The sequence below is a fragment of the Mycobacterium intracellulare ATCC 13950 genome (assembly GCF_000277125.1).
GTDB classification, from domain to species: domain Bacteria; phylum Actinomycetota; class Actinomycetes; order Mycobacteriales; family Mycobacteriaceae; genus Mycobacterium; species Mycobacterium intracellulare.
This window is the reverse complement of record NC_016946.1, coordinates 2,477,183-2,492,136: the sequence shown is the minus strand read 5'-3', so window position 1 is coordinate 2,492,136 and position 14,954 is coordinate 2,477,183. Positions and strand designations below refer to the sequence as shown.

The 14,954-nt window shown below is 66.6% G+C and carries 8 protein-coding genes; 2 read left to right on the top strand and 6 right to left on the bottom strand.

What is annotated here, in order from left to right:
- Nucleotides 1-58 precede the first annotated feature (58 nt).
- Together OCU_RS36530 and OCU_RS36525 are read left to right on the top strand one after the other, a co-directional pair.
- Complete coding sequence (locus OCU_RS36530; RefSeq protein WP_014380025.1) at nt 59-961, top strand: PAC2 family protein; 903 nt, start codon at nt 59-61, stop codon at nt 959-961.
- Nucleotides 962-1,036: 75 nt separating this feature from the next.
- Nucleotides 1,037-2,482, top strand: a complete 1,446-nt coding sequence (locus tag OCU_RS36525) for an amino acid permease (protein WP_014380024.1) — start codon at nt 1,037-1,039, stop codon at nt 2,480-2,482.
- On the opposite strand, the gene OCU_RS36520 is transcribed toward OCU_RS36525, so the two are convergent.
- From OCU_RS36520 to pks2, 6 genes are all read right to left on the bottom strand, one after another.
- Complete coding sequence (locus tag OCU_RS36520; protein WP_014380023.1) at nt 2,479-3,357, bottom strand: SDR family oxidoreductase; 879 nt, start codon at nt 3,355-3,357, stop codon at nt 2,479-2,481. The genes OCU_RS36525 and OCU_RS36520 overlap by 4 nt on opposite strands.
- A gap of 808 nt (nt 3,358-4,165) precedes the next feature.
- Nucleotides 4,166-5,905, bottom strand: a complete 1,740-nt coding sequence (locus tag OCU_RS36515) for an AMP-binding protein (RefSeq protein WP_041787058.1) — start codon at nt 5,903-5,905, stop codon at nt 4,166-4,168.
- A gap of 2 nt (nt 5,906-5,907) precedes the next feature.
- The gene (locus OCU_RS36510; RefSeq protein ID WP_026071587.1) at nt 5,908-6,675 is read right to left on the bottom strand and encodes a siderophore-interacting protein; all 768 of its coding nucleotides are present in this window, start codon (nt 6,673-6,675) and stop codon (nt 5,908-5,910) included.
- Nucleotides 6,676-6,723: 48 nt separating this feature from the next.
- The gene (locus OCU_RS36505) at nt 6,724-7,062 is read right to left on the bottom strand and encodes a hemophore-related protein (protein ID WP_193375140.1); all 339 of its coding nucleotides are present in this window, start codon (nt 7,060-7,062) and stop codon (nt 6,724-6,726) included.
- Nucleotides 7,059-8,357, bottom strand: a complete 1,299-nt coding sequence (locus tag OCU_RS36500) for a cytochrome P450 (protein WP_014380018.1) — start codon at nt 8,355-8,357, stop codon at nt 7,059-7,061. The genes OCU_RS36505 and OCU_RS36500 overlap by 4 nt, the downstream gene beginning before the upstream one ends.
- A gap of 18 nt (nt 8,358-8,375) precedes the next feature.
- On the bottom strand, nt 8,376-14,726 hold the full coding sequence (gene pks2 / locus OCU_RS36495) for a sulfolipid-1 biosynthesis phthioceranic/hydroxyphthioceranic acid synthase (RefSeq protein WP_014380017.1): 6,351 nt from the start codon (nt 14,724-14,726) through the stop codon (nt 8,376-8,378).
- Nucleotides 14,727-14,954 lie beyond the last annotated feature (228 nt).

Genomic DNA, 14,954 nt, shown 5'->3' with positions numbered 1-14,954 from the left:
CTCATCGAACCGCGCGCGGTCCGCATCGTCGTCGCGCGGAAGGCCGTACGCTAATTCTGTGACCCCGCCCGATGGCCCTCCCTTTGGCCTCCCTAGTGGTAAGGCCGCTCTGCCCGAACTGCATCAGACCATCGTCGTGGCCGCATTCGAGGGCTGGAACGACGCCGGCGACGCGGCCAGCGACGCGCTCGAACACCTCGAGGCCATCTGGGAAGCCGACCCCATCTTGGAGATCGACGACGAGGCGTACTACGACTACCAGGTGAATCGCCCGGTGATCCGGCAGGTGGACGGCGTGACCCGCGAACTGGTGTGGCCGGCGATGCGGATCTCGCACTGCCGGCCCCCGGGCAGCGATCGCGATGTCGTGCTGATGCACGGGGTCGAACCCAACATGCGCTGGCGCACCTTCTGCGCGGAGTTGGTGGCCATCGCGGACAAGCTCAACGTGGACACCGTGGTGATCCTGGGCGCCCTGCTGGCCGACACCCCGCACACCCGGCCGGTTCCGGTCTCGGGCGCGGCCTACTCCCCCGAGTCGGCGAAGCGCTTCGGCCTTGAGGAGAGCCGCTACGAGGGGCCCACCGGAATCGCCGGGGTGTTTCAGGACGCCTGCGTGGCCGCCGGGATCCCGGCGGTGACGTTCTGGGCGGCCGTGCCGCATTACGTGTCGCAGCCACCGAACCCGAAGGCGACGGTAGCCCTGCTGCGCCGCGTCGAAGACGTGCTCGACATCGAGGTTCCGCTGGCGGACTTGCCGACCGACGCCGAGGAATGGGAGCAGGCGGTCACCGAGATGACCGCCGAGGACGAGGATCTCGCCGAATACGTGCAGTCGCTGGAACAGCGCGGCGACGCCGAGGTCGACATGAACGACGCGCTGGGCAAGATCGACGGCGACGCCCTGGCCGCCGAGTTCGAGCGCTACCTGCGCCGACGCCGCCCCGGCTTCGGGCGTTAATGACGCGGTCGCCGAACTTGCCGGCGACCGATCAACTACGGAAACATCGCTTCGCACCCACCGATTGGACGTTTCATGCCCTCGTTGCCCGATGACGGCAACCCCAACCCAGGAGCCGGCGACTTCGGCGAAGACGCCGGCTACCGCAAGGGCCTCAAGCCCCGGCAAGTGCAGATGATCGGCATCGGCGGCGCGATCGGCTCCGGGCTGTTCCTGGGCGCGGGCGGTCGGCTGGCCAAGGGCGGCCCCGGGATGTTCCTGGTGTACGCCGTGTGCGGGTTCTTCGTCTTTCTCATCCTGCGGGCGCTGGGCGAGCTGGTCCTGCATCGCCCGTCGTCGGGCTCATTCGTGTCGTACGCGCGCGAATTCTTCGGCGAGAAGGCCGCTTACGCGATCGGCTGGATGTATTTCCTGGGGTGGTCGATGACGGCCATCGTCGACACCACCGCGATCGCCACCTATCTGCGGCGGTGGACGAGCTTCGAATCGATCCCCCAGTGGGTGTTGGCGCTACTGGCCCTCATCGTCGTGCTGTCGATGAACCTGATCTCGGTGGAATGGTTCGGCGAGCTGGAGTTCTGGGCGGCCCTGATCAAGGTTTTCGCCCTCATCGCCTTCTTGGTCGTGGGCATCGTCTTCCTGGCGGGGCGCTATCGGATCGACGGCCACAGCGCCGGACTGAGCGTGTGGGCCGACCACGGCGGCATGTTCCCCTCCGGCGTGCTGGCGATGCTGCTGACCACCTCGGGCGTGGTATTCGCCTATGCCGCCGTCGAATTGGTGGGCACGGCCGCCGGGGAGACCGCGGAGCCGGAAAAGGTCATGCCGCGCGCCATCAATTCGGTGATCGCTCGCATCGCGATCTTCTACGTCGGGTCGGTCGCGCTGCTGGCGTTGCTGCTGCCGTACACCTCCTACAAGGCCACCGAAAGCCCTTTTGTCACTTTCTTTTCCACGATCGGCTTCCACGGCGCCGGGGACGTGATGAACGTGGTGGTGCTCACCGCCGCGCTGTCGAGCCTGAATGCGGGGCTGTATTCCACCGGCCGCATCATGCACTCGATGGCCTCCAGTGGCAGCGCCCCCGGCTTCGCGACCCGGATGTCCAAGAACGGGGTGCCCTACGTCGGCATCACGATGGCGGCAGCCATCTGCCTGTTCGGCATTGCCCTGAACGCCGTCAATCCCGGCGAAGCCTTCGAGATCGTGCTCAACATCGTGGCGCCGGGCATCATCGCGTGCTGGGCGACCATCGTGCTGTGTCAGCTGCGCGCCTACCGGATGGCCAAGGCCGGGCTGTTGCAACGGCCCCGGTTTCGCATGCCGTGGGCGCCCTATTCGGGCTATCTCACCCTGGCGTTCTTGGCCGGCGTCCTGGTCATGATGGCCTTCGACAAACAGACCGGCACCTGGACCATCGCCACGGTCGTGGTGGTCATCCCGGCGCTGAGCGCCGGGTGGCTTTTGGTGCGCAACCGGGTGGCGGCCATCGCGTCGCAGCGCGCGGCCCAGACGGGTTAGGACTTGCCGAGGCCCTGGTTATAGGCGCTGGTGGAACGGCCGAGCGCGGCGACCTGGGCGTCCAGCTGGGGTAACAGCTCGGCGGTCGATTTGTGCAGGGGCGCTTCGCCCACAGCGCTGGACAACACCGGCTTGACCCACCGGAACAGGGCCACCCAGCGCGGACAGTAGACGCGGGTGCGCCGGCGCCGGATGCCCTTGACGAACGCGGCGGCGCATTTGTCGACGGTCGTCGTCTTGTTCAGCGGCCACGGGAAGCTGGCCAGCAGTTGGTTGAACGCGGACAGGTCGGTTTGGGTGTCGCGGACCAGCGCGGTGTCGATCCAGGACATGTGCGCCGAGCCGACCCGCACGCCGTGGCGGGCCACCTCCAGCCGCAGCGCATTGGCGAACATCTCGACGGCGGCCTTGGAGGCGTTGTACGGCGCCAGCCCGGGGCAGGCCGTGTAGGCGGCCAGCGAGGAGACGATCAACACGTAGCCGCGGCGCTCGGTCAGGGCGGGCAAGGCGGCGCGGACCGTGTGAAAGACGCCGAGCACGTTGATGTCGAGGACCCGCTTGAACGCCTCGGGGTCGACTTGGGTCACCGACCCGTAACTCATGATGCCGGCGTTGGCCACGACGACGTCGATGCCGCCGAACCGCTCGACGGCGCGGGCGGCGGCCGCCTGCATCGCCGACAGGTCGCGCACGTCGGCCACCGCGGTCAGCACCCGGTCCTCGCCCAGCTCGTCGGCGAGCGCCGTCAGGTCGGCCTCGTTGAGATCGGTGAGGACGAGCTTGGCGCCCTCGGCGGCCAGCCGGCGCGCGACCTCGGCGCCGATCCCCCGCGCGCCGCCGGTGATGAAAACGACTTGGTCCCGCAGCGATGTCATGGCCGACAACGTACCGCGCGGTGGACCGGAGTGACTGCGGCCGCCCGCGCGGGACGGTCGCCATCGGCCTCGGCGGCACGGGCCGAGGACGCTGATCGGTCGGTCGAGGCTCTCCGCGGATCACCAGGCGGACGAATTACGCACGAATGGAATTAGCGTCCACGAAATTGATTACAGAAAGCGGGCGGTATTTAGCGCGCGTCTCATAAAGTGTCGCGGGGCGATGGTTATCTCCGCCCACTCTTTGCGGATCGACGAGTCTGTGTAAACACTACGCTAACTTGCCGCCCCCACTACTCTATTCGTTCGCACCTTGCCCGCCGACACCAATGCCGACCGTAGGCTCCGGGCATGACACGCAGTTGCGCATGTCGGCGGGGGCCACGGGATGACAGTCGACAGCTCTGCCCCACCGCCAGTGACCCTTGTAGAAGTCGAATTCGGCCATACCCGATAAGCCACCGGCGCGCGGTGGCCCCGCCAACCCAGCCACCGCGCGCCGGATTTAACAACGCATCCACCCTCGGCCTAGTCGGCTTCAGTAATTGACGGGAGGGATGATGCACAGAAAATCGACTCCATCGAATCTACCCGTGTGGAAATTTGTGTCCCATGCCAGCTTCGGTGACGTGGACACCTATCTCTGGCATCGTCAGGGCAGCAACCTATTCTGCTGGCACCCGGTGGGAAAGACATGGAATGCGGCGACAAAGAAGAACGTCGCGTAATGACGGGCGTAACCAAATTCGCCGGCTAAAAGACGGAGAAATAAGGCGATCAACGCTGTGTCGGCGGCGTGGGTGGTCCCCTACGCGTTCAAGCGGGCGAACTGACCTTGCCGATACTGCTCGACGCACGCCGAGCGCCGCACCTTGCCACTGGTGGTGATCGGTATCGACCCGGGTGCCACCACAACCAGATCCGCGACGCCGACGCCGTGCGAGTGGGAGACCGCGGAGGTGACGTCACGCTCCACGACGGCGAGCGTGTCCACCGCCTCGGCGCGGGACGCGGCCTTGTTCTTGACTTCGGCGATCACGACGAGCTTTTCCATGCCCTGATGCGGAACCGCAATCGCCGCGCACCGGCCCCGGGTGATCTCCTGGACCGTCGCTTCGATGTCGTCGGGCGAGTGGTTACGCCCGTAGACGATCAGCAGATCCTTGATGCGGCCGATGATGAACAGCTCGCCGTCGAAGAAGAACCCCGAGTCCCCCGTTCGCAACCACGTCGCTTCCGGTGCGCCGGCCGACGGAGCGACAAGCCGACCGCCGAAGGCGCTTTCGGTCTCCTGGGGCTTTAGCCAATAGCCCATGGCGACGTTGTCACCATGCACCCAGATCTCACCGACCGTTCCCTGGGGGCACTCAATGTTGGTGTCGGGATCAACGACACGAATCACCGGAGACCGCGGCGCCCCGTAGCTGACAAGTGGTGTGCCGGTTGAACTTTCGCACTGCTGCGCAATCCCGGTGGCCAGTTTCTCGGAGTCGAAGTGGGCGATTTTGGGTGGTTGCGCCGGTGTGCGGGTCAACGCGTACACCGTTGCCTCCGCGAGCCCATAGGCGGGCCGCACCGCTTTGTCGGGCAGATTGAAGCGCGTGAACCGCCCGGTGAAACGCCGCAAGGTCGCCGGATGCACCCGTTCGCTACCACTGAGGATGACCAGTACGTCCCCGAGATCCAGTCCGGCCATGTCCTCGTCTGAGGTTTTGCGGGCCGCCAATTCGAAAGCGAAGTTCGGCGACGCGGAAAATGCGTGACTTTCCTTGGCCAGCAATTGCATCCATCGGGCCGGTCGCTGCAGGAACGACACCGGACTCATCAGCACCGTACGAATACCGCCCAGGACCGGTGCGCACACCCCCAGTACCAAACCCATGTCGTGGTAAAACGGCAGCCACGACACGATGGTCGTATCGGGTGGAGCGACGCCGCCGTACTCCACACAAAAGTCGGACATCACCTGCCCGAAATTGGCCAGCAGGTTCCGATGCGAGACCATGACCCCGGCGGGCTGACGGGTCGACCCGGACGTGTACTGCAGATACGCCAGATCTGCGTGATTCTCGCTCCCGGCGCCGGATCCTGTGCGGGCGTCCAGGCCCAGCAGGTCGACCTCAACCACCGACGGCACGGGCCCGCCGGACTCCGACTTGACATAGTTCGCAACGGTTTCCGCAGCGGCGGACGTGGTGAGGACGACCGTCGGTGACGCATCGCGCAGCACCGAACTGACGCGCTCATCGCTGACGCCACCCAGCGGAACCGAAAGCGGAACCGCGACCCGCCCCGCCTGCAGTGTGCCGAGAAACGCCACGACGTAGTCGAGGCCCTGCGGGGCCATGATGACGGCGCGGTCACCCGTCGACCCGCAATCGTGAAGCTGCCGGGCAAGGTTCACCGTTCGCCGCTGCAGCTGAGACCACGTCAGGCTTTCGGCAATTCCGTTCCAGTCCTGCTCGTAGTCAATGAAGGTGAACGCCGTGTCGTTGGGCTGCAAGCTGGCTCGTTCACACAGCAGGTTCGAAATGGACGTCTCAACCATGATCACTCCATGCCGGCTCGGCCGGGGGTCCAAAAGGGTTTGGTGCATATCTGGCGTCGATCCCAGCCACGTTCGGTGGTCAGGATCTTGCGCAAGGTTTGTATGGTGCGGGCCTCGCCGGCGAGGTAGGCGACGCCGGGATGGGCGGGTAGCGGGAGGCTACGTAGGGCATCGGCGAGCACGGCAGAGTCTGCCGCCGGGGCGTCACCGCGCTCGACCCGGGTCAGGGGGGTGGCGAGGGGAAGGTGGTCGGTGTCGGTCGCGGCCTCGACCACGCCGTAAACCTCGGCGGACGGGTGCAGGGAGCGCAGCATCGCGGCGAACGCGACCGATGCGGTTTCTTCGCCGGCGAACACGTGGTAGGGCGCGTCGCGGCGGATGACGAATTTGCCCTGGGGGCGGGTGAACTGGGCCTGGTCTCCGACGGAGGTGGCCGTCGCCCAGCGTCTGGCGGGCGTCGCGTTCTTCGGGTCGCCGTCGTGGTCGACCATCACGATGTCGAGCGCACCGAGGTCGGGGGCGACGTCGTAGATGGAATACGTGCGGAGCACCGGGTACGGGCGCAGCCGCACAACGGAATCACGCAGGTTCGCGACCTGCAGCCGGACATGCTGACCCGGCGTCCAGGTCAGTCCCTGCAGCCGCGGGCCGCTGAACCGGATGCGGCGCATTCTTGGTGTCAGACTTTCGATCTCGCTGACCGTCGCGGAGAGGAAAACAGCGTCTCGCAGCGTGCTGATCAGTGGGAAACGTTCGATGAGTGTGGCCACAAAGAACTCCAAAACGCTTTCGGTGGTCGAGGGTGGGTGCCGGTCTGCTCAGTAGTTGTTGCAGGTGCCGAAGACGCGCTGGACGAGTTCAAACTGCTGGTCGGCCCCCGGCTGGTCGGCCAGCATCTGGGCCATCTGCTGGCGTTGACCCGGCGGCGAAGCGAGGAACTGACGCAAGAAGGCCCCGCTCTCCGGTGAAGAGTTGAATTGTGCGGCGGCTTGCGGATCCGCCGCCTGCAGCGCCGATATCACCTGTCCGTAATTGCAGGTGGTTTTGACGAACGGACTCAGGTCCCGATCGGCGTCCGCAAGGCCGGCGCCGGCGGTCAACGACAATGCGAGGGCGCAAACGCCGACAGCCACTCGGGTCAACGATTGCGTGGTCAATTGGACACCTCCTGAACGGGTGTGAACTCGAGGTGCAATTCCTTGAGGCGCCTGAACAACAGGGTGCGGTCCCAATCGAGCCGGCGAGCGCCCGGGGGACCGTGCTTGGCCTCGGAAAGCCGAATGTCGCGCATCCGAGCCAGGATTCGTTCCAGGCTCACCCGCACTTCGGCGCGGGCGATGGGCGCGCCCGGGCACGTGTGAACACCACGGCCGAACGCCATGTGATGCAGTATGTTCGGGCGGCCGAGGCGGAATTCGTCGGGATCGTCGAACCGCCGGGGATCGCGGTTTGCCGCACCGTTCATCACCAGAATGCTGGTACCGGCTCGCACATCGACGTCTCCGATCCTGGTGCTACGCCGCGCCAGGCGGAAGTTCGATTTGATCGGGCTCTCGATGCGCAGCATCTCCTCGATGAAGGCGGGAATCTTTGAATTGTCCTCGCGCAGCTGCTCTTGCAGGTCCGGTCGCTCCGCCAACGTGAGCATCGACAGACTCAGCAGGTCGATCGTCGTGCCGTGGCCCGCGGCGTACATGAAGGTGGCAACGCGGGCGACGTCTAACGCGTCGGGGGTCGTGCCGTCGGGAAACTTTGCCAACGCAAGCTCGGTGAGGACGTCGTCGCGCGGATTGCGCCGCCGTTCCTCGATGTACTCCACGAACCACTCCTCTTTCACGCCGACGAAACCGCTGCGGTCGCCTTCGAGCCTGCTGGCTCTCGCCGCGTGGCGGAATCGCTCACGATCGGCCTCGGGTACGTCCAGCAGGTCGGTGATCGCGTCGAGCGTGAACGGGAAGTTGTAGTCGAAGACGATCTCGCACTTACCCTTTGCGACGAAGCGGTTGAGTTGTTCATCGGCAAGGCGCCACAGGAAGTCCTCGTTGTTCTTGAGCTGTTTCGGCGTGAACAACCGGCTCAACAGCGAACGGTGCGCGGTGTGCTTCGGTGGATCGAACGTGATGAAGTAGTCGCCGAACGTAACCTTCTTGCGGTGCCGCTCGATCACGTCCGAGATGTCATCGCTGTCGGTTTTGGTCGGAATCCCCGACCATGGCCCGCTGACGATGTTGCATACCGACAGGGCCTGCTCGGTGTCGCGTTGCACCGCGAGGGCCTCGTCGTACCCCGACACCATCACCACACCGTGCGCCGGCTCACGCCATACCGGGCAACGCCGGATCGCGTCGTAGTAGTCGTAGGGGTCGTCGACGAGCGCCTTGTCGGTGAAGAAGTCGAGGTGCTCGGGTCCGCTCGGAGCGGACTTTCCTGTGACCATGTGATCGGAAGCCATGATGAAATCCTTTCCGCCTCACGCCGCGTCCGCGGGCGCCAGCTTTGAGCACAGCAGTTCCGCCAGACCGCGAATGGTGCCAATGCTGGCGATGTCGGCGGGCGTCACGCGTATGCCCGTTTCGGTCTGGATGCGGGTAAGTAGTTCGAGACCGCCCAGCGAGTCGAGTCCGTACTCGGACAGCGGACGGTCGGGGTCAATGTTGCGGCGCAGGATCAGGCTGACCTGGTCGGAGATCAATCGCCGCAGCCGGGTGGGCCACTCGTCCAGGGTCAGCTCTTCGAGCTCGGCGCGCAGTCTGCTTGTGCCCGTGGCGCTTTGCCCGTTGGAGCGGAACGCTTCGGCGAAGGGGCTGCGTTGGGCGAAAGCGGCCAACCACGGTGTGGCCGTTATCGGGGCGTAGCCGGTGCAGGCGCGGTCGTGGCGCAGCAGCGCTTCCAATGCATAAGCGCCTTCGTCGGGAGCTATAGCAGCGTCGGCGCGGTCGGCCAAGGCGGTGGCGCGTCCTATCTGCGCCCAGGCGCCCCACGCGATCGCGGTGGCCGGCAGACCTCGAGCCCGGCGCCAACGGGTGAAGGCGTCCAGCCAGCTGTTGGCGGCGGCGTAGGCGCCCTGACCGGGCGAGCCGACCAGCGCGGCGGCCGAGGAGAACGAGCAGAACCAGTCCAATGGCTGCGAAGCGGTCGCGGTGTGCAAATTCCATGCACCGTAAACCTTTGGTGCCCAGTCACGCTCGATGAGTTCGTCGGTGATATTGGTCAGCGTGGCGTCCTCGATCACCGCCGCCAGGTGCAGCACACCGCGCACCGGAAGCCCGGTGGCGGTTGCCGTGGCCACCAATCGCCGGGCCGTCTCGGCCTCGGTGATGTCGCCGCAGTCGACGACGACGTCGGCACCGATCGGGCGGATGCGCTCGATCATCTCCAGCGCCTCGGGAGTTGGTTGCGAGCGCGAGGACAGCACGATACGCCCGCAACCGGCGCCCGAACCGGGAGTAGCCATCTTCTCGGCCAGGAACAGCCCCAAGCCTCCCAGCCCACCGGTGACGATGTAAGCCCCGTCGCTGCGGAAGACCCCGACCTGCGCGGGCGGCACCATCACGCGGCTGCGGCCCGTGCGCGGGACATCGAGCACGAGTTTGCCGGTGTGCTGCGCGCCGCTCATCACCCGAATCGCGGTGGCGGCGTCGGCAAGTGGGTAGTGCGTGCTCTGCGGCATCGGTAACGAGCCGTCCGCGGTGAGCCGGTACACCGTGTTCAGCAGGTCTCGCAACCTGTCCGGGTGGCTGAATGACATCAACGCCAGGTCGAGGGCGTAGAACGTCAGGTTTCGCCGGAACGGGAAGAGTCCCAACCGGGTGTCACCGTAGATGTCGCGTTTGCCGATTTCGACGAATCGGCCACCGAACGCCAGCAATTCGACGCCCGCGCGCTGGGCGGCGCCGACGACCGAGTTGAGCACGATGTCCACGCCATAGCCGTCGGTGTCGCGACGTATCAGGTCGGCGAACTCCACGCTTCGCGAGTCGTAGACATGCTCAATACCCATGTCGCGCAATAATTGTCGACGTTGCTCGCTGCCCGCGGTGGCGAAGATCTCGGCCTTTGCGGCCCGGGCAATGGCGATTGCCGCCTGTCCAACCCCACCGGTCGCGGAGTGGATCAGCACCCGCTCGCCGGCTTTGATTCGGGCCAGCTCATGCAGGCCGTAATAGGCGGTGGCATGCGCGGTGGTGACCGCCGCCGCCTGGTCGTCGGCCAGGCCGGGCGGCAGCGTGACGGCCAGGCGCGCGTCGCAGGTGAGGAACGTAGCCCAACAACCGTTGGCGCTCAGGCCGCCGACATGATCCCCCACCCGGTGGCCGGTCACGCCCGGTCCGACCGCGGTCACCACGCCGGCGAAGTCGGTGCCCAGCGCAGGCAGCCGGCCCTCGAATGCGGGGTAACGGCCGAACGCGACGAGGACGTCGGCGAAGTTGATGCTGGACGCGCTGACGGCGACCTCGATCTCTCCGGGTCCCGGTGGAACGCGGTCGCAGGCAACGAGTTCGAGTGACTCCAGGTCGCCGGGCGTACGGATCTGCAGCCGCATCCCGTCGGACTCGTGGTTGGCGACGGCGGTTTTCCGCTCCTCGGCAAGCAGCGGAGCGGGGCACAACCGCGCGGTGTACCACGCGCCATTTCGCCAAGCGGTCTCGTCCTCGTCCGAACCGGCGAGCAGTTGCCGTGCCAGCTGCTCGGCGTCGGTGGTTTCGTCCACATCGATCAGACTGGCGCCCAGATGCGGGTGTTCCATGCCGATTACCCGGACCAGGCCCCGCAGCCCGGCCTGCGCGAGGTCGGGCACGTCGTTGGACACAACCGTTTGGGCGTTGCGGGTGACGACGTACAAGCGCGGCGGTTCGCCGGGAACGTCCACCAGCTCGCGGGCAATGCGCGCCAGATGTTGCACGTAGTCCCGGCCCAAAAGCGCACACTGCTCCTCGGATTCACCGTTGTCCGGCCCGGTGAGGATCACCACTGCGGCGAATCCACCGGTACGCAGATGATCTCCGAGCTGACCCACAGTGGAGCTGTGGTCGGCGTGCCGCGGCCAGGACATGGTCGTGCACTGCATCCCGTGGTTTTTCAACGCGTCGGCGAGCGAGCTGGCGGCCGCGTCCGCGGTGGCGGAAGTGCCGAGCAAAAGCCAGCTTCCGGCGTCGGTGTGGTCCGGCTCCGGCAATTCGCGTTGCCGCCATTCGACGGTCAGCAGCCGCTCGGCCAGCACCCGATCTTTGTTGCCGCTCTCGGATGCGCTGGTGCCCACCCGCAGGCCCTGCACGGTGAGCAGGACTGCCCCGTGCTCGTCGAGCACGTCGATGTCGGCCTCGACCCCGGAAGTGTCGGCCTTGGTCACCCGTGTGTAGCAGTAGTGGGCATTGCGGGCGGCGCCGTAGGCGCGGAGTCGACGAATACCCGACACCAACCCCAGCGCGCCGTCGCCCAGGGCCCGGACGTCCGGATGAGCTTCAACGGACTGGAAACAGGCATCCAGCAATGCGGGGTGTACGCCGTAAAGAGCCTGTTGCGAGCGGATTTGGCGGGGCAGCGCCACCTCGGCCAGGACGGTGCCGGGCGCCTCCTTGCCGGTGTGGACGACACCCAAACCGGCGAATGCGGGACCGTACTGAACGCCACGTCGGTCCATGCGCGCGCGCACCTCGTCGCCATCATCGCTACCCGTATGCGCGGCGAGGAGCGCGCACATGTCGTACGCGGGGGGCCGGTCATCCTCTGCGGCACGGAGGATTGCGGCGGCATGCCGCGCCTGTTCGCCGCCCCGATTCGACTCGACGGTGAACTCGACGACGCCCGGTGAGGACAACGACGCCAAGGCGCCGATCGTGGTCTGCTCATCCAGCAGGAGCGCCTGCTCGAACCGGATGTCGCGAACCTCGGCCGTCTCGCCCAGCACGGTGCGCGCGGCAGCCAACGCCATCTCGCAGTACGCGGCTCCCGGGAGCACAACCACATTGCGGATCTGGTGGTCGGCGAGCCACGGCTGCGCGGCGGTGCCGACCTCGGCCTGCCACACGTGGCGCTCGGGCTCCTCCTGCAGGTGCACGTGCGAACCCAGCAGTGGATGCACGGAAACGGTGCAGCCGCCGTGTGTCGGGGATTCCTGGCCGCCGCCGCTCAACCACAGCCGGCGGTGCGTCCAGGTCGGCAGCGGCGCGTCCACCAGCCGCCCACTCGGGTAGAGCACGGAGAAATCGACCGCCGCGCCCGCGCTGTGTAGATCCGCCACAAAACCACGCAGCCCGTGGGGAAGCGATTGTTGACGGCGCATCCCGGCCAGAGCGGCCATCGGCATCTCCCGACCGCGCGCGGTCTGCTCGAGAGCGCGGGTAAGCAGCGGGTGCGGCGCCAGCTCGGCAAAGACCCGGAAGCCGTCCTCCAAAGCGGCCTGCACGGCCGTGGCGAACCGCACCATACGGCGCATGTTGTTCGCCCAATAGCGGGCGTCGCACACGGGCTGCTCGCGCGGGTCGAACAGGGTCGCCGAGTAGTACGGAACCTCCGGTGTCATCGGCCTGATCTCTGCGAGCATCGCGGTCAGCTCGTCCATGATCGGATCGACTTGAGGCGAATGAAAGGCGACGTCCGTGGGGACCTCGCGGGCCATCACATCGCGCTGCTCCCAGGCCGCGACCAGGTCGCGAACCGTTTGGGCGGCACCGGCAATCACGGTGGACTGCGGCGAGGCCACCACCGCCACCACGACGTCGTTGACGCCACGCGCCGTCAGCTCCGAAAGCACTTGCTGGGCAGGCAATTCCACCGATGCTGTGGCGCCCGCACCGGCGATGCGGGACATCAGCCGCGAGCGGCGGCAGATCACCCGCGCCCCGTCTTCCAGCGACATCGCACCCGCGACGACAGCTGCCGCGGCCTCGCCGAGGGAGTGCCCGATCACCGCGCCCGGGCGCACTCCATATGCCTTCATCGTGGCCGCCAGCGCGACCTGCATGGCGAACAGGGTCGGCTGGACACGGTCTTGGCCGGCCACGGTCTGCGGCGCCGACATGGCTGCGATCACCGAGAATCCGGACTCCCGCGCGATCAGCGGTTCGACTTCCGCGACGGTGGCGGCAAACACCGGTTCGGTCGCCAGCAGGTCTGCGCCCATCGCCGCCCATTGCGAACCCTGCCCGGAGAACACCCAAACCGGCCCGCGGTCGTCCTGTCCGACCGCGGGCTGATACGGAGCATCGCCGTCGGCGACCTCGCGCAAAGCCACGACGAGCCTGGCCCGGCTATCCGCGATGACCGCGGTACGTACCGGGCGGTGGACGCGCCGGCGCGCCAGGGTGTAGGCCAGGTCGGGCAACGCCAGATCGTCATGTGCTCGCACCCAGCCGGCCAGCCGGCTGGCCGTGCGGCGCAGTTCATCGGCCGAGGTGGACGACAGCGGGAATATCAGCGGTTCCGTCGTCGACGATTCATCCTGGGATACAACGGTTTTCAGGACTTGTTCGGGTGCTTGTTCCACGATGGCGTGCACGTTGGTTCCCGACAGGCCGTACGACGAGACCGCCGCCCGTCGTGGGTGGTCCCCGTTGGTAGTCCACGGCGTAGTCTCAAGGGGCACAAAGAGTTTCGTATCGATCTTGGCCAGGTCATCGGGTAGCCGGGTGAAATGCAAATTCCGGGGAACCACACCGTGCTGCAGCGCGAGGATCGCCTTCATCATCCCGAGGGCTCCGGAGGCCGCCTGCGCATGGCCGAAGTTGGTCTTCACCGACGCCAGCGCGCAGGGCCCCTCGACGCCGTAAACGTCGGCCAGGCTGGCATATTCGATCGGGTCACCCACCGGGGTGCCGGGCCCGTGGGCCTCGACCATGGCAACCGTTCGGGCGTCGACACCCGCGGCGGCCAACGCCGCCTGATACACCGCGGTCTGCGCGGTCTTCGACGGGGTGGCGATATTCACGGTGTGACCGTCCTGATTGGCGGCGGTCCCCCGCACGACGGCCAGAATCCGGTCGCCATCGCGCAGCGCGTCGGACAGCCGCTTGAGTAACAGCATGACGCTGCCCTCGCCGCCCACGAACCCGTCGGCCGCGACGTCGAAGGCGTGGCAGCGCCCGGTCGGCGACAGCATGCCCTCGGCCGACCCCGCGGCGAATTTCCGCGGGTCCAACGCCAGCGTGGCGCCGCCGGCAAGGGCGAGGTCGCTTTCGCGCTCGTGCAGGCTGCGGCAAGCCAGGTGGATCGCGGTCAGGCCGGAAGAACAGGCGGTGTCCACGGTCAGTGCGGGACCGTGAACCCCCAGGGCGTAGGCGATGCGCCCGGAGGCCAGGCTGAAGTTGCTGCCGGAAAAGCCGTATGCCCCCTCGACGGAGTGCGCGTCGGCGGCCAGCAGTTGGTAGTCACCATGCGTCAATCCCATGAACACGCCGGTGCGCGAGTCGGCGATTCGCTCCCGCGTAAGACCGGCGTGTTCCATGGCCTCCCACGAGGTTTCCAGAAGTATCCGGTGTTGCGGATCCATCGCGGTCGCTTCCCGCTCGTTGATCCCGAAGAACTCGGGATCGAAGCCGGCGACGTCGTCGATGAATGCGCCCCACCGCGAGACCGACCGGCCCGGCACACCCGGCTCGGGATCGTAGTATTCGTCGGCGTCCCAGCGGTCGGGCGGGATCTCGGTAACCAGGTCGTCGCCGCGCAGCAACGCCTCCCACAACTGCTCCGGGGAATCGATGCCCCCCGGTAGCCGGCACGCCATGCCGATCACAGCAATGGGAGTGACAGGTGTGGCGCCGATCGGGGGCGAGTCGGTCGATGGCCGGCGCTGCATGACGTCGTCGATCGGGTAGGTAGTCATTTCGCGCCCTCACAGCAACGACTGAGTTGGCTGCCAGGGTCGTCGTCGAACGGATTGATACTCACCGGTCCTCCAAATCTCGCGTGGGCAAGGGCCGAACACATCGGTGCACAGCTGTTGCAAGCGCTCTGGGGCATCGCCCGGAACGACTCGACAAGGTGCATGATTCAGAGCGTTGTGGTTTTGCAATCCCGTTGTCAGGCTTATCAAGTCGGTAGCGTAGTCAGG